Origin of the sequence: Streptomyces sp. NPDC058619 (assembly GCF_042717785.1) — a bacterium.
Classification (GTDB): Bacteria; Actinomycetota; Actinomycetes; order Streptomycetales; family Streptomycetaceae; genus Streptomyces.
In genome coordinates, this window is sequence record NZ_JBHXQN010000004.1 from 169,101 (window position 1) to 184,595 (window position 15,495).

At 72.8% G+C, this 15,495-nt stretch carries 12 protein-coding genes and 2 tRNA genes; 9 read left to right on the forward strand and 5 right to left on the reverse strand.

Translation table 11 applies throughout. The annotated features are described in order from the left end of the window. The first annotated feature begins 93 nt into the window (after window positions 1-93). The 4 genes from ACFWTC_RS06560 to ACFWTC_RS06575 all read left to right on the forward strand — a co-directional run bounded on the left by ACFWTC_RS06560 (window position 94) and on the right by ACFWTC_RS06575 (window position 4,886). Window positions 94-2,091 carry an SPFH domain-containing protein gene (locus ACFWTC_RS06560; protein ID WP_384074081.1) on the forward strand — a complete coding sequence of 666 codons (1,998 nt, stop codon included), beginning with the start codon at window positions 94-96 and terminating at the stop codon, window positions 2,089-2,091. Between the two features lie 214 nt (window positions 2,092-2,305). Further along, a complete protein-coding gene (locus ACFWTC_RS06565) occupies window positions 2,306-2,899 on the forward strand; it encodes a lytic polysaccharide monooxygenase (RefSeq protein WP_383920655.1) in 594 nt (197 codons plus the stop codon). A gap of 26 nt (window positions 2,900-2,925) precedes the next feature. After that, a complete protein-coding gene (locus tag ACFWTC_RS06570) occupies window positions 2,926-4,635 on the forward strand; it encodes an AMP-binding protein (protein WP_384027987.1) in 1,710 nt (569 codons plus the stop codon). 177 nt (window positions 4,636-4,812) lie between these two features. Continuing rightward, window positions 4,813-4,886 (forward strand) — tRNA-Lys (locus ACFWTC_RS06575). Between the two features lie 87 nt (window positions 4,887-4,973). Here ACFWTC_RS06575 and ACFWTC_RS06580 read toward each other — a convergent pair. Further along, window positions 4,974-5,732 (reverse strand): IclR family transcriptional regulator, encoded by a 759-nt coding sequence (locus ACFWTC_RS06580; RefSeq protein WP_383920514.1) that lies wholly within the window; start codon window positions 5,730-5,732, stop codon window positions 4,974-4,976. Window positions 5,733-5,983: 251 nt separating this feature from the next. On the opposite strand from ACFWTC_RS06580, the gene ACFWTC_RS06585 reads away from it, so the two are divergent. The 4 genes from ACFWTC_RS06585 to ACFWTC_RS06600 all read left to right on the forward strand — a co-directional run bounded on the left by ACFWTC_RS06585 (window position 5,984) and on the right by ACFWTC_RS06600 (window position 10,306). Further along, window positions 5,984-7,111: an LLM class flavin-dependent oxidoreductase gene (locus ACFWTC_RS06585; RefSeq protein ID WP_383920512.1), complete on the forward strand. Its 1,128-nt coding sequence runs from the start codon at window positions 5,984-5,986 to the stop codon at window positions 7,109-7,111. Between the two features lie 253 nt (window positions 7,112-7,364). Further along, window positions 7,365-9,071, forward strand: coding sequence for a glycosyl hydrolase family 18 protein (locus ACFWTC_RS06590; protein ID WP_383920509.1), 1,707 nt, complete (start codon window positions 7,365-7,367; stop codon window positions 9,069-9,071). A gap of 166 nt (window positions 9,072-9,237) precedes the next feature. Then, the gene (locus tag ACFWTC_RS06595; RefSeq protein WP_383920507.1) at window positions 9,238-10,086 is read left to right on the forward strand and encodes a helix-turn-helix domain-containing protein; all 849 of its coding nucleotides are present in this window, start codon (window positions 9,238-9,240) and stop codon (window positions 10,084-10,086) included. Further along, the gene (locus tag ACFWTC_RS06600; protein ID WP_383920505.1) at window positions 10,046-10,306 is read left to right on the forward strand and encodes a DUF397 domain-containing protein; all 261 of its coding nucleotides are present in this window, start codon (window positions 10,046-10,048) and stop codon (window positions 10,304-10,306) included. The genes ACFWTC_RS06595 and ACFWTC_RS06600 overlap by 41 nt, the downstream gene beginning before the upstream one ends. Window positions 10,307-10,348: 42 nt before the next feature. Here ACFWTC_RS06600 and ACFWTC_RS06605 read toward each other — a convergent pair whose 3' ends face one another. Beyond that, a complete protein-coding gene (locus ACFWTC_RS06605; protein ID WP_384027986.1) occupies window positions 10,349-12,268 on the reverse strand; it encodes a putative bifunctional diguanylate cyclase/phosphodiesterase in 1,920 nt (639 codons plus the stop codon). Between the two features lie 346 nt (window positions 12,269-12,614). Between ACFWTC_RS06605 and ACFWTC_RS06610 the strand changes: the two genes are divergently transcribed. Next, window positions 12,615-13,850 (forward strand): M6 family metalloprotease domain-containing protein, encoded by a 1,236-nt coding sequence (locus ACFWTC_RS06610; protein ID WP_383920500.1) that lies wholly within the window; start codon window positions 12,615-12,617, stop codon window positions 13,848-13,850. Between the two features lie 62 nt (window positions 13,851-13,912). Here ACFWTC_RS06610 and ACFWTC_RS06615 read toward each other — a convergent pair. From ACFWTC_RS06615 to ACFWTC_RS06625, 3 genes are all read right to left on the reverse strand, one after another. After that, window positions 13,913-13,986, reverse strand: a tRNA-Lys gene (locus ACFWTC_RS06615). Further along, complete coding sequence (locus ACFWTC_RS06620; RefSeq protein WP_384027985.1) at window positions 13,977-14,588, reverse strand: bifunctional DNA primase/polymerase; 612 nt, start codon at window positions 14,586-14,588, stop codon at window positions 13,977-13,979. The genes ACFWTC_RS06615 and ACFWTC_RS06620 overlap by 10 nt, the downstream gene beginning before the upstream one ends. A 363-nt stretch (window positions 14,589-14,951) precedes the next feature. Continuing rightward, complete coding sequence (locus tag ACFWTC_RS06625; RefSeq protein WP_267718705.1) at window positions 14,952-15,299, reverse strand: hypothetical protein; 348 nt, start codon at window positions 15,297-15,299, stop codon at window positions 14,952-14,954. Window positions 15,300-15,495: the final 196 nt, after the last annotated feature.

The following is a 15,495-nucleotide window of genomic DNA, read 5'->3' on the forward strand; positions in this document are numbered from 1 at the left end:
CCGGTCGCGGCTCAGGTGCCGGCTCCGGAGCCGTTCCGGGCCCCGACTCGGGCGCCGGTTCCGGTCCCGGTCCGGGTTTCCGTCCCCGTGTCCGTGTCCGTATCCGCGCCGGTCGCGGTTCCGGTTCCGGCCTCGGCTCCGGTCGAGGCGGTTCCCGCCGCCCGGGTCGACGGCCCGCCGGCCGAGCCGCAGGGTCCGGTGGCGCCGTACGGACGTCCCGAACCGGTGCCGGTGCCGGTTCCGAGCCCGGCGGAAGCCGTACCGGCGGCGCGGGCCGATGCCGTCCTCGCAGCCGCCCCGTCGGCGGGGGAGCAGGCCCCGGCGGCCGCGCCGCCCGCCCGCCCGGTGGAGCCCTGGCCCTGGCCGCCGGCGCCGGACGCCGGGGAGGTGTCGCACTCCCGCCCGGCGGAGGCCGCGGCGGTGCGCGAGCCCGGGCCGGTGTCGCCGTTCGGGCCCGCCGAGGCCGCCCCGGAGGGCGGTCCCGCACGCCAGGAGGCCCCGGCCCGCCGGGCGGGGGCCGTCTCCGCCCTGCCGCACACCCGCTCGACCCCGGCCGCCGAGGAACCGGAGCCCGCGTCCGCGCCGCCGTACGAGCCCCCGGGCGCGGTGCTCACGGGTCCGCGCGGCGGTGCTGCGGAGCAGGACGCCCGCCCCGCCGAGGCCCGGGTCTCCGCCGAGGCCCCGGTCCCCGCCGCCCGCGTGCGGACCGAGCCCGAGGGGGAGCCGCCGGCGGCCCCGTACCCGGACCCCGACCCGCACCCGGAGCCGTACCCACACCCGAACCCGGAGCCCGAGCCGCCGCACGACGGCGCCGCCCCGGTCACCGAGGCGGCCACCGACCCGGTCACCGAAGCGGCCGCCGACCCGGAGCCCGGCACCGCCGCCGACCCGGAGCCGCACGCCGCCGACCCCCGCACCCCGCACGCCGGCGTGCCCGGGCCCGGGGTGGCCGAGATCGTCGCCCGGGCTGTGGCCCGGGGGATGGAGCGGGAAGAGGACGACACCCAGGACCTGCTCCTCGTTCCCCCCACCGCGCCGATCCGCGGCACGGCGGTCACCGAGGTACCGCTCCACCTGCCGTTCCGCGCCGGCCCCCGACCCCCCGCCGCGGACCCGGACCGGGCCGCCCGGACCCGGCCCGCGCCCGGCTCGGCGTCGGCGTCGGTGCGCCCCGCCCCCGGCCGCCGCGTCCCCCGGGGCGACGACCGGCTCCGGGAGCACCGCGGACCGGTGCTGCCCGGCTGGATCGGCGTGGCCGTCGGCGGCCTGGCCCTCGCCGGCTGCGTCGCCGTGCTCTGGCGGGCCGGGGTCGTCCCGGCGTCCCTGGTGGCGGCGTTCGGCGCGGCCCCCCGCGCCTACGAGGGGCTGCGCGCCACCCACTGGCCGCCGCTCGCCTTCCTCGGCATCGTCGCGCTCCTGGCGCTCGGCGGCCTCGGCCGCGCCCGGACCGGCCACGCCTGGGTGCTCACCCTCTTCGGCCGCTACCGGGGCACGGTCCGGCGCACCGGTCTGACCTGGGTCAGTCCGCTGCTGCTGCGCCGCCGGGTCGACGTGCGGCTGCGCCACTGGCGCAGCGACCCGATGCCCGCCGTGGACTCGAGCGGTCTCGCCCTCCAGGTCGTCGTCCACGTCGTCTGGCAGGTCAAGGACACGGCCCGCGCCACGCTCGCCGTCGCCGACCACACCGAGTACCTCGCCGAACAGGTCGAGTCGGCCATGGCCCGCGTCCTGTCCCAGCTCCCGGCCGACGCCTTCCACGAGGCCGCCCCGACCCTGCGCGACGCCGAGGCCGTCGGCGACGCGCTGACCCGGATGCTGGCGGCGGAGACCGAGGCCGTGGGCGTCGAGGTCTTCTCGGCCCAGCCGACGAGGATCGAGTACGCCCCCGAGGTCGCCGAGGCGATGCGTCGCCGCCGGGTCGCGGCGATCGACGCCAAGCACCGCGACACCGTGCTGACCTCGGTCGTGGACGCGGTGGACGACACCGTCCACCGGCTGACCTCGCGCGGGATCGTCGAGCTGGACGACTACGAGCGCAAGGCCCTCGTGAAGGACCTCACGGTCGCCTTCTACACGGGCCGGTCGGAATAGCGGGTTCCGCAGCGGTGGGGAACGGGTGGCCGGTTGGACCGGACCACCCGTTCCCCCTTTGGTATGGACATGGACAACTCTCGTCAATAATCTGGGAGTTGGTCTAGACCTGAAATCCGTACGGCGATCCAGGGCCCATCACTTCATCCCCACGCGTGCGCACGCTCTCGCCGAACTCCCCCCACGTTCAAGGAGCATCATGCGTCACTTCCGCATGCCCGGACGGGCCGGCGCCGCCGCGCTCGGCCTCGGCCTCGTTGCCGGGATCACCCTGCTCAGTGCCCCCAGCGCGAGCAGCCACGGCTACACCGACACCGCCATCAGCCGCCAGAAGCTCTGTGCCAACAGGACCGTGTCCAACTGCGGCGCCATCCAGTGGGAGCCGCAGAGCGTCGAGGGCTTCAAGGGCTTCCCGGCCGCCGGCCCCGCCGACGGCAAGATATGCGCCGGCGGCAACGCCCAGTTCTCCGAGCTCGACGACCAGCGTGGCGGCACCTGGCCCACCACCCGTGTGACCAGCGGACAGGGCTACTCCTTCCGGTGGCAGTTCACCGCCAACCACTCGACCACCGACTTCAAGTACTACGTCACCAAGAACGGCTGGGACCCCACCAAGCCCCTCACCCGCGCGTCTCTCGACCCCCAGCCCTTCCTCACCGTCGCCTACAACGGCGCCCGGCCCTCCATGACCACCGTCCACCAGGGGGCCATGCCGAGCGGCAAGTCGGGTCGCCACATGATCCTCGCGGTCTGGACGGTCAACGACACCCCGATGGCCTTCTACTCCTGCTCCGACGTTCAATTCTGACGTAACGTCAGCTACTCTCCGGCCGCATGCGGACGTCGACTGGACCCGAAACCGTCGCGGAGCTCATAGCGCGCCAATGGGGCGACCACCGGCCCGGGCTGCTGTACGAGGACGGCGAGCGCCGCGTCCTCACCCGCCACCGGACCGCCCAGGAGTCCGCCGCGCGCGCCGCGCTCCTCGTCGACCTCATGCCGCCGGAGGCCGAACCGCACCTGGGGGTGCTGCTCGACAACACCCCCGAGTTCCCGTTCTGGCTCGGCGCGGCGGCCCTCGCGGGGGCCGCCGTCGCCGGGATCAACCCGACCCGTCGCGGTCCCGAGCTCGCGCGCGACATCCTGCACACCGACTGCCGCCTGCTGGTGACCGAGCGCGCCCACCTGCCGCTGCTGCGCGGCCTGGACCTGCCCGGCGTCCGCCTCCTCGTCACCGGCACCGAGGAGTACGAGGCACTGCTCGCCCCGTACGCGGCCGCCAAGCCCGGCGAGGCGACGCTGGGCACTCCCGGGCCCGCCTCCCGGCTGCTCCTCTACTTCACCTCCGGCTCCACCGGCGCCCCCAAGGCCGCCATCTGCACCCAGGGCCGGCTGGCCGCCGCCGGGTCGGCGCTGGCCCGCCAGTTCTCCGTGACGCCGGACGACGTGCACTACGTCTGCATGCCGCTCTTCCACGGCAACGCCGTCATCGCCGACTGGCTGCCCGCCCTGGCCGGGGACGCGTCCGTGGCGCTGCGCCGCCGCTTCTCGGCCTCGGCCTTCCTGGACGACGTCCGGGCGTACGGGGCGACGTACTTCACCTACGTCGGCCGGGCCGTCCAGTACCTCCTCGCCACCGACCCGCGCCCCGACGACCGCGAGCACACCCTGCGGCTCGGCTTCGGCACCGAGGCCGGGGCGGTGGACGCGGCCCGCTTCGCCGAGCGCTTCGGGGTCCGGCTGGTGGAGGGGTACGGGGCCACCGAGGGCGGGGCCTCCGTCCAGCGCACCCCGGACACCCCGCCGGGCGCCCTGGGGCGGGCGGGCGCGGGCGACGATCTGGCGGTGATCGACCCGGAGACGGGCCGTACCTGCCCGCCGGCGGTCTTCGACGGGGACGGCCGCCTGCTGAACGGCGACGAGGCCATCGGCGAGCTGGTCAACCGGGGCCGCAGCCTCTTCGAGGGCTACTGGCGCAACCCCGGAGCGGAAGCCGCCCGCACCCGGGACGGCTGGTACTGGACGGGGGACCTCTTCTTCCGCGACGCGGCCGGCTTCCTCTACTTCGCCGGACGTACGGACGACCGGCTCCGGGTCGACAGCGAGAACCTGGCGGCGGCAGTGATCGAGAACATCCTGGCCCGGTGGCCGCGGGCGGCGGCGGTAGCCGTCTACGCCGTGCCGGACGAGGTGGCGGGGGACCAGGTGATGGCGGCGCTGGCCCTGAACGAGGGCGCGGAGTTCGCGCCGGGCGCCTTCGCGGAGTTCCTGGCCGCGCAGCCGGACCTGGGCACGAAGATGCCGCCGCGGTACGTCCGGGTGGTCCCGTCGATGCCGGTCACGGCCACGAACAAGATCCACCGAGTCGCCCTCCGCCGAGCCGCCTTCCTCACCCGGCCGCTCCCGGACGGCTCCCCGGGCCACCCGGGCCGGGTCTGGCAGCGCACCCCCGACGGGGAGTACCGCCCGTTGGACGCACCGGCCCTAGCCGCCCTCCTGTCGAGGTACGCGGCCCAGAACCGCACCCACCTCCTCCACCCCTAGGCCGGGCAGATTCAGCCCCGGCGGCGTTTGAGGCGCGGGGTCCGGGGCGGAGCCCCGGGGAACGGCGGAAGGCGGACAGGGGCAGGCCCCGCGCAGCGGCACCCCGGCCCGCAGGCGGCGCACGGCCAATGGTTTTGAGCACCCCTCGGGACCGGGTAGTATTTTCTCTGTCAGCAGGCGCCGCTAGCTCAGTTGGTTAGAGCAGCTGACTCTTAATCAGCGGGTCCGGGGTTCGAGTCCCTGGCGGCGCACCTGTCCTTCGGGCGGTTTCCGGTTCACCGGGAACCGCCCGAAGTGTTTTCCGCCCCTTACCGCGCCTCCGCGCACCACGCCCCCGCTCACAGGGTGAGCGACAGCAGCAGCGGCCCGGCCTTCCGGTTCAGGGCGTCGGCCGCGGCCCGCAGCCGGTGCGCGTGCTCCACGGGCATCGACAGGGCCAGGCAGCCCACCGCGTTCCCGGCCGTGATCGGGACGGCCGCGCAGACGGTGCCCACGGCGTACTCCTGCAGGTCCAGCACGGGCACGGTGGCCGGCTGCGCGTCCAGCTTGGAGAACAGGATCCGCTCGTTCACGATCGTCTTCGAGGTGAGCCGGGCGATCTTGTGCCGGGACAGGTGGTCGCGGCGCCCGTCCAGGTCGAGCTGCGTCAGCAGGCACTTCCCGACCGCGCTGGCGTGCGCGGCGGAGCGGAAGTCGACCCACTCGTGCACCTTCGGGGTGCGGGGACTGTCCGCGAACTGCGTGATCCGGACCTCGCCGTCCACGTACCGGCTGATGTAGACGGCCGCGCCGACCGAGTCCCGGAGCTGGTCCAGGGTGTCCTGGAGCTTGTCCGACAGGGCCTGCTGGCGGTCGGCGCCGGAGCCGAGGAGGACGAGCGAGTCCCCTATGGCATAGGCGCCGTCGGCGACCTGCAGGACGTACCCCTCCCGGCGCAGCATGAGCAGCATCGGGGCGAGATGGACTGCGGGCAGGCCGGATTCACGCGCGATCTGCACGTCGGTCACGCCACCGGCGTGCCGTGCGATCGTTTCGAGTACGCGCAGTGCGTACTGCGCCGAGTGGAACGGCGCGGTCGGCTCGGGCTTCAGCGCCACGGTTTCCCCCTAGCAGGTTGTTACCGCTTGCCCTAACACAGTAACCATCAAGAGGCGGCCGTGGAGCGGCTGTTGGAGAGATTGATGGCTCAATCATGTCGTCCCGCCTGTAGCTACTCCAGTGGCATATGCCTCTGTCATGACCCTGCCCCGGTGCGCCGGGAATGCCCCGGCCGCGTCCGGGGTTCACGTTCTTGGTACGTCTGTCGTATGGATGTCGTACGGATGTGAAAAACGAGACGGGAGCGACGATGAGTGACACCGGGGACGCCGGCCGGCCCGAGGGTGGCCGGGGCGGCATCCGCGACGGGATCCGCGGGACCGCACAAGGTCAGGCGCCCGTGCCGCTGTCCGTGCTGGACCTCGTCACCGTGGGCGCGGGCAGCACGGCCCGCGAGGCCCTGCGCACCAGTGTGGAGATCGCCCGGCTGGCCGAATCCCGCGGTTACCACCGCCACTGGGTCGCCGAGCACCACTCCATGCCGGGCGTCGCCAGCTCCTCGCCGGCCGTGATCCTCGCCCACCTCGCCGCGCACACCTCCCGCATCCGGCTCGGTTCGGGCGGCGTCATGCTGCCCAACCACGCCCCGCTCGCCGTCGCCGAGCAGTTCGGCACCCTGGAGGCGCTCGCGCCCGGGCGGATCGACCTCGGGCTCGGCCGGGCCCCCGGCACCGATCCGCGGACCGCGGCCGCGCTGCGCGGGGCCGGGCGCCTGGACGGAGCCGCCGACGAGTTCCCCCGCAGCCTCTCCGAGCTCATCCGCTTCCTCGACGACGACTTCCCCCACGGGCACCCCTACGCCCGTGTGCACGCCGTGCCGGGGCCGGTCCAGGGGCCCGCCGGGCGACCGCCGATCTGGCTGCTGGGATCCTCCGGCTTCAGCGCCCGCCTCGCCGGCGAGCTCGGCCTGCCCTTCGCCTACGCCCACCACTTCTCCGCGGCCGGCACCCTGCCCGCCCTCGACCTGTACCGGCAGAGCTTCCGGCCCTCGGCCGTGCTCGACGCCCCGTACGCGGTCATCGGGGTCGCCGCGCTCGCCGCCGACACCGCGGCGCAGGCCCGTGCCGAGGTGCTCACCGGGGCTCTGTCGATGCTCCGGCTGCGCAGCGGGCGGCCCGGGCTGATCCCGACGCCGCAGGAGGCCGCCGCGTATCCGTACTCCCCGCTGGAGCGGGAGTTCGTCGAGGCGCGGCTCGTGGACATCGTCCACGGCACGCCGGACGAGGTCCGCAGCGGACTCGACGACCTGGCCAAGCGGACCGGCGCCGACGAGCTCATGCTGACCGCCAACGCCCACGGCGGACCGGTGCGGTTGCGCTCGTACGGGCTCATCGCAGATGCGTACGGCCTGCCGGTGGAGGCGCCCGCAGCGGGCTGACCGTACACAAACGGAGTTTGGCTGGTTTGTTGCCGAAACCTTGCCGGGACATGGCTCAAGGCAGCCTTAAACCGCTCGTCACCCTAGGTGGCGAGCGGTTTCTGATGTGCGCTCAGGTCTCTGACGAGGGGATTTGCGCTGGGAGTGGTCTAGTCCTTGTTTGGTCCAAACCATTGACTCGGGCCTCCGGTGATCGCTATCAATCTCCCACCTGAACTTCTTGCTCTTCCCTCCCACCCCCCGGAGGCAGTTCATGCACATCCGTAAACCGCTCATCGCCGCCGCCGCCACGGCGGCGCTGGCCGCCGGAGCGCTGGCCTCCTTCGCGGGGCTCAGCACCGCCCAGGCGGCCGGCGCGACCCCCGCCGCCGCGGCAGCCGCGGCCGGCGGCGTCCGCATCGCCTACTACGACCAGTGGAGCGTGTACGGGAGCGCCTTCTACCCCAAGCACCTCGACACCCGCGGCATAGCGGGCAAGCTGGACGTCATCAACTACTCGTTCGGCAACATCCACCCCACCAACCTCACCTGTTTCGAGGCGAACAAGGCGGCGGGCGACGACAACAACCCCAACGCCGGTGACGGTGCGGGCGACTCGTACGCCGACTACCAGAAGTCCTTCAGCGCGGCCGACAGCGTCAGCGGTGTCGCCGACAAGTGGGACCAGCCGATCGTGGGCGTCTTCAACCAGTTCAAGCAGCTGAAGGCCAAGTACCCCCACCTGAAGATCAACATCTCGCTCGGTGGCTGGACGTACTCGAAGTACTTCAGCGACGCGGCGAAGACCGACGCCTCCCGCAAGAAGCTCGTGTCCTCCTGCATCGACCAGTACATCAAGGGCAACCTGCCGGTCGAGGGCGGCTACGGCGGCGTCGGCGCGGCGGTCGGGATCTTCGACGGCATCGACATCGACTGGGAGTACCCGGGCTCGTCCGGCGGCCACCTCGGCAACCACTACGCCCCCGAGGACAAGCAGAACTTCACGCTCCTGCTCAAGGAGTTCCGCCAGCAGCTCGACGCCCACGGCGCGGCCAACGGCGGCAAGAAGTACCTGCTGACCTCGGCCCTCCCGGCCGGCCAGGACAAGATCAAGTACATCGAGACGGACAAGATCGGCGCGTACCTCGACTACGCGAACATCATGACGTACGACATGCACGGCGCGTGGGACAGCGACGGGCCGACGTACCACCAGTCCCCGCTCTACTCCCCGGCCGGCGACCCGACCGACCCGATCGCCCCGGGCACGCAGAAGTACAGCATCGACAACGCCATCGACTCCTGGATCGACGGCAACCCGGCCTACGGCATCACCGGCGGCTTCCCCGCCAACAAGCTGACCCTGGGCTACGAGTTCTACTACCGCGGCTGGAAGGGCGTCCCGGCAGGGGCGAACAACGGCCTCGCCCAGTCCGCGACCGGCGCCTCCGGCGCCCGGCCCACCAGCCAGCAGGCCGGCATCGCGAACTACAAGGAGCTCGGCGGCATCGTCGACAACCCGGCGAGCACCTTCTGGGACGACCAGGCCAAGGCCTCGTACTTCTACAAGGACGGCGAGTTCTTCACCGGCCTGAACCAGAAGTCCATCCAGGCCCGGGTCGACTACGGCAAGCAGCGCGGCCTGGCCGGCGCGATGATGTACTCGCTGCTCGGCCTGGACAACAACACCACGCTGCTGAACCAGATCTCGGACGCCCTCGGCGGGACCACGGTGCCGCCGACGACCCCGCCGACGACGCCTCCGACCACGCCGCCGACGACGCCCCCGACCACGCCGCCGACGACCCCGCCGACCACCGGCTGCGGTTCCGTCCCGGCCTACGTCGCGGGAACCGTCTACACCGGCGGAACCGAGGTCTCCCACAACGGCCGCAAGTACAAGGCCCAGTGGTGGACGCAGAACGAGGTGCCCGGCACCACCGGTGAATGGGGTGTCTGGAAGGACCTCGGCGCCTGCTGATCCCCCCACCCCGCGCCGAGCGACACTCCGCCCCGCACCCTGTTTCCCGGGTGCGGGGCGGAGGTGTGTCACGTGGTTACCGGATTCCCGACACCGCTGCGTACCGGTCTCGCTACGCTCGGCCACGGCTGCATCCGACCCGCGTCTTCATGGGGGTGACCGTCCCGTGGTCAACATCCGCGACCTCGACCCCAGCGCCTCGCCGCTGGACTACTACGGCTTCGAACTGCGCAGGTTGAGGGAGGACGCGAAGCTGAAACAGGGCCAGTTGGGCGAGATCATCTACTGCACGGGCTCCCTGATCGGCCAGATCGAGACGGCCCGGAAGGTCCCGACCCGCGACTTCTCCGAACGGCTGGACGCGGCGCTGGGGACCGGCGGGCTGTTCTCCCGCTTGGTGGGGCTGGTGCTGAGGAGCCAGCTGCCGACGTGGTTCCAGGCGTACGCGGAGATGGAGGCCAATGCGGCGTACATCTCGACGTTCCAGGCGCAGGTTGTGTACGGGCTGCTCCAGACGGAGGCGTACGCGAAGGCCTTGCTGCGGGTGGAGTTCCCAGGTAAGGCCAATGACCTCGCAGCCGCCCGTATGGAACGCCAACGCATACTGTCGCGCGAAACCCCGCCCGTCCTGCTCGTCGTGCTGGACGAGGCGCTGCTGCATCGCGAGGTCGGCAGCCGAGGGGTGATGCGAGACCAACTGGCTCATCTGTTGGAATTCGTTGAGCATCCGTGGATCCAGATCCAGGTGATGCCCTTCTGTGCAGGTGAACACGCGGGCATGACCGGATCGTTCAACCTTCTCCGCTTCGATGGCGATCCCGATCTCTTCTACACGGAGAGCTATGACTCGGGCCATATGACGGCCAATCCACAAGTGATCAGGGAGCGTTCTGTCGGCTACGCTCGACTGCAAGCCGACGCCCTCTCGCCGGGGGAATCGGCCCTTCTGATCGCACGCCTAATGGAGGAACGCTATGGGGACCAGTGTGGACCTGACGAGCGTGCAGTGGCGTAAGTCGACGTACAGCAGCACCAACGGCGGCGATTGCGTCGAGTGCGCCCCCCTGGGCGAGGCGGCCTGGCGCAAGGCCTCGCACAGCGGTAGCAGCGGCGGCGAGTGCGTCGAGGTGGCCGCGCAGCCCTGCCGGGTCGCCGTTCGGGACTCCAAGCGGCCCGACGGGCCCGCCTTCACCGTGGCGTCGGAGGCGTTCGGGGCGTTCGTCCGGAGTCTCTGACCGTACGCCCGGCCCGGCGGGGCCGGGCCCGCCCCGTACCCCTCAGACCCGGGGGTGCGGGGCGGGCCCGTCGGCGGCCGGGGCCGCGAAGGCGGGGGCGCCCTCGGCGGCGGCCTGGCGGCGGATCATGCGGGCGATCACGTCCGGGGGCACGGCCCGCGAGTACAGCCAGCCCTGGCCGGTGTCGCAGCCCACGCCGCGCAGCCGGGCCGCCTGCCCGGCGGTCTCCACGCATTCCGCCGTCACCGTCAGGCCCAGCCGGTGCGCGAGCTGGACCAGCGCCTCGACGATGGTCTCGTCGGCCGGGTTGGGGTGCGCGCCCTCGTCGTAGCGGAAGCCGCGGACGAAGGAGCCGTCCAGCTTCAGGACCGAGACCGGCAGCCGGCTGAGGTAGGCCAGGTTCGAGTACCCGGTGCCGAAGTCGTCGATCGCGATCCGCACCCCCATGTCGCTCAGCGCCTGGAGGGCCTGGAGCGGGCGGCCGGCGGAGCCCATCACCGCCGACTCGGTCAGCTCCAGCTGGAGCAACTGCGGGGCCAGCCCCGTCTCGGCGAGGATCTCCGCGACGTCGCCCACCAGGTCGGAGTCCCACACCTGGCGTACCGCGACGTTGACCGACACGAAGACCGGCGTGTCGCTGGGGTGGTCGAGCTGCCAGCGCCGGGCCTGGCGGCAGGCGGTGCGCAGCACCCACCGTCCCAACTGCACGATGGAGCCGTCCTCTTCGGCGATGCCGATGAACCGGTTCGGCGTCAGGGTGCCGAACTGCGGGTGTTTCCAGCGCACCAGCGCCTCCACCCCGCGCACCGCGCCGCTCTCCAGGTCCACCAACGGCTGGTACTCCAGCGCGAATTCGTCTCGCTCCACGGCCGGCCGGAGCGTCGAGGACAGGGCCTGGCGTGTCATGCGGTGGGCGTTGCGCTCCGGGTCGAAGAGGGTCCAGCGGGCCTTGCCGTCCGCCTTCGCCCAGTACAGGGTCGTGTCGGCGGCCTGCATCAGCCCGGTCGCCGAGGTCCCGGCGGCCACCCGCTCTACCACGCCGATCGACGCCGAGACCGACAGCCGCTGCCCGGCCAGGTCGAACGGCTCCTGTACGGCGGCCAGCACGCTCCGCGCGAGGTCCGCGAGCTGCTCGGTGCCCGTGGAGTCCTCGACCAGCAGGGCGAACTCGTCTCCGCCGAGCCGTGCCACCAGGTGCCCGCCCGTGCGCCCGTACCCGGTCCGGTCGGCGCACTGGGTCAGCCGGGCCGCGACGGCGGCGAGCAGCCGGTCGCCGACCCGGTGGCCGAGGGTGTCGTTGACCGCCTTGAAGCCGTCGAGGTCCAGGTAGCAGAGCCCGATCCGGCCGGTCCCGCCGCCGCGTTCGTACGAGGACACCTCCAGGGCGGTCGAGAGCCGCTCGAAGAACAGGGCCCGGTTGGGCAGCCGGGTGACCGGGTCGTGCATCTGGAGGTGCCGCAGCCGGGCCTGGAGGTCGCGCCGGTCGCTGATGTCGGCGACGGACAGCAGCACGTCCCCGGTGCCCGGTACGGGCCCCAGCGTGACCTCGGTCCACAGCGAGTGCCCGTCGGGGTGCTTGAGCCGGCGGGTGCAGCGCAGCCGGGCCTGCCGGCCGCGGAGGACCTCCTGGTACGCCGCCCAGGTCCGGGCCTCGGCGGCCAGGTCGACCAGGTCGGCGGCGCACTGGTGGGTGAGGGCGTGCGGCTCGGTGCCCAGCAGCCCGGCGAGGGCCTGGTTGGCGGTGAGGACGAAGCCGTCGCGGTCCACGACGGCCATGGCAAGGTGGGCCGCGTTGAAGGCGGCCCGGTAGTCGCGCAGCTCGGACCGTGCGCGGGACGACGGATCCGTGGCGGACGGGGTGGCCGGCGCCGACTGGGCTGCCGGTACGACGGGGTGACGCTCCGTGATGGCCGATCGGATGCTGTCGGCCGCCGAACCGGTTCCCTCTGAGGTTCCGCTCACCGTTGGCTCCCGCAGTGCTCGTGAGTGTCCGTGCAGGAAAGTGTGCCGATCATAGAGGCTGACGGGAGGGGCTATCCAGCGGCATCGCCGTGCGGAGCAGGGTAGTTCACGGTGATGACGAATCGTCGGCCAAAGGTCGGGCGATCGTTTCTGCGCGGCTCTGAACACGCGGAGACCTCTGCTGATCTCACATGACCGATCGTGACGTTCTGTAGGTGGACGCGTCAAGCCCCGAGGTCACCGGGTTGCCGTACCGCTCACTCGTGTGGGGCAGTGGAACAGGGCATTAGTAAGACAATCGCCTCAAGGTGGACGAGATGGGACCAATCCACCACCGGAGGTCGATGTGCCGCGACAGCAGACACCCGGGGGAGTGGACCGCTCCCGCGTCCGGAGTGCCGGGGCCGTGCTCACCTCCCTGACGGCGCTCGCCGCCATGTCGCTCGTCGCGGGTCCCGCCGTCGCCGAACCAGGGGCCGGCCCCTGCGCGCTGACCCGTACGGCGGCGCACCACTCGCTGGGCCTGGACAGCTGGAACGGCGCCTACCCCCGCCCCGAGCGCACCCTCGACGCGGTCATGGTCTTCCTCTCCTTCCCCGACCACCGGCCCGCCGTGACGCCGCAGGAGGTCACCGGCGACTACTTCCCCGCGACGAGCGAGTTCTTCGAGCGCGCCTCCTACGGCCGCTTCCGCCTCGTCCCGCACCCGCAGCGGCAGTGGGCCCGGATGCCCCGGCCGTCGACCGCGTACGGCATACAGCGCGACTGGGCCCCCGAGGACCGGGCGGCCTACGTCCGGGACGCGGTCGCCACCGCCGACGCCCGGGTGGACTTCTCGCGGTACGACGTCGTGTACTTCGTCGCCGACCCGGACGCACCCGGGGTGGACTCCGACGCCACGAAGGTCGTCAACTTCGACCGGCCGATCCGCGCGGACGGCACCGACCTGCGCCGGATCGTCACCGTCTTCGAGCGGCACCCGCCGGACCGCAACGTCCTCGCCCACGAGACCGGGCACGTCTTCGACCTCCCCGACCTCTACCACCGGCCGACGGACGGCAAGGGCGACTGGGACACGTACGTCGGGGACTGGGACGTCATGGGCAGCCAGTTCGGGATGGCACCCGACCTCTTCGCCTGGCACAAGTGGAAGCTGGGCTGGCTGGAGTCCTCCCAGGTGGACTGCGTGCAGTCCGGTTCCTCGATGCACACGCTCCAGCCGCTCGCGCAGACCCCGCCGACCGGTGGCACGGGCGGCACCCGGCTCGCGGTGATCCGTACCGGCGCCGGCAGCGCGATCGCCGTGGAGGCGCGCGGCTCCTCCGGGAACGACGGGGACACCTGCACGGAAGGGGTCCTCGTCTACCGGGTGCGCAACGAGGCGGCGTCGGGCGGCGGACCGATCGAGGTGCTCGACGGGCACCCGCGGACGGAGGCCTGCTGGGACCGCTCGGTGTACCCGCCGCTCGCGGACGCGCCGCTGGAGGTGGGCGAGACGTTCACCGTGCCCGGCGAGCGGATCACGATCGAGGTGGCGGACCGGACCCAGTCGGGCGCCTACACGGTCAAGATCACCACCTGAGCGGCGCCCGCGGCACGACACGAAGAAGGCCCCCACTCGCGTGGGGGCCTTCTTGTCGTCTGTGCGCCGCCAGGGACTCGAACCCCGGACCCGCTGATTAAGAGTCAGCTGCTCTAACCAACTGAGCTAGCGGCGCGTGCTGACATCGCAGACATTAGCATCCTGATCCGCGGAAGGAAAAATCGATATCCCCAGGTCGGTGGTGGGCCCGGCGGTACGGGCGGCGCGGACGAAAGCCCACAGCAGCGCCTCGGGGCCGGGCAGCCACGGCGACCGGGTCCCGGGGGCCACGAGCCACCGGGAGGGGCCGGGCGCGGCGGCCAGCGGCGGCACGGTGACCGCGTCGCCGCGGCCGTGGCACAGGGGGGCCGGCGCCGTACGGGAGCCGCCCCACTCCTCCCACGCCAGCAGGGCGGGCAGCCGGTGGGCGGTGCCGGGGGCGGTGAAGAGCAGCAGCCTGCCGCGGTGCACGGCGACCGGCCCGCAGCCGGGACCCTCGGCCCAGAGCAGGTCCAGGACGCGGCGGCCGAGGATGACGGGGACGTTGACGACGTCGAAGGCGGTCCCGCACGGGAGCACGGCGGTCGCGGCGGGCCGCGCCTGCCACAGCGCGAGGGTGGTCCGCGGGGAGGCGGATGCGGAGGCGAGCCAGGCGGCGCCCTGCGGGGTGACGTGGGTGGCGGGCGCGACGCGGACGTCGAGGGCGGAGCAACCGGGTACCGTCGTCAGGGTCGTCATGGGCCCAGGTCTACCGGCCGTAGCGGTCCGGTTCCCGGGAGTTACCGGAATCGGGGACAGGGCGGGCCGTGCTGCGGTATGTTGCGCCCCGCATATGCCAGGTGCCGCGCGCGGCGGTCGGCGGACCGGCTCGGGGCGGTACCGCGGAGCCCGGGGCCCCGACGGGTCGGGAGGGGCCGCGCGGACCCCGGCGGAGATGTGCGTACGGGTCCCGGGAGCCCGCGGTGAGGGCCCCCGGTCGGAGCCCTTGCCGGGCGGTGCGGTCGGTGCGGTCCGGTCGGTCGGTGGGGCGCGGTCGGGTGGCGGCGGTCGGTGGGGTGCGGTCGGTGCGGTCCGGCCTGCCGGCCGGACCGGCGCGTGCGGTCAGGGGCCCTCGGGGCCGGCGTCACGCTGGAGGGTCTCGCCGAACTCGATCATCTTGCGGGCGTAGTCCTCGGTCCAGTCCGCCTGCTCGGCGATCGCCGCGGGCGAGAGGCGGTCGAACCGCCGCGGGTCCGCCAGCTGCGCCGCCGCCACGGCCTGGAACTCCACCGCGCGCTCCTGTGCCGCCCGGAAGGCCAGTGTCAGTTCCGTCGCGCGGACCAGGAGCTCGCGCGGGTCGTCGATCGACTCCAGATCGAAGAAGTGCTCCGGGTCCGTGGCGGCGTCCGACGGCTCGAAGAGCAGCGGCGCGGGCCGCAGCCTCCGCTCGGTCCGCTCGGGCTCTGCCATGCGTGTCCTCCAGCTGCTGCGCGTGCGAAATGCTTCCGGGCCACCGTCCATTGTCCAACGCCGCGCAAGAGTGCACCGCTGCGGACCGCGGGCGGCGGGAACGCCCGTACGACCGGTGGGGCGCACGGGGAAGCCGGCCTGTCCCGTGGCGCACGAGTCGAGCAGGTGAGCGGCCGGCGCCCCCGCGGGCGCCGCG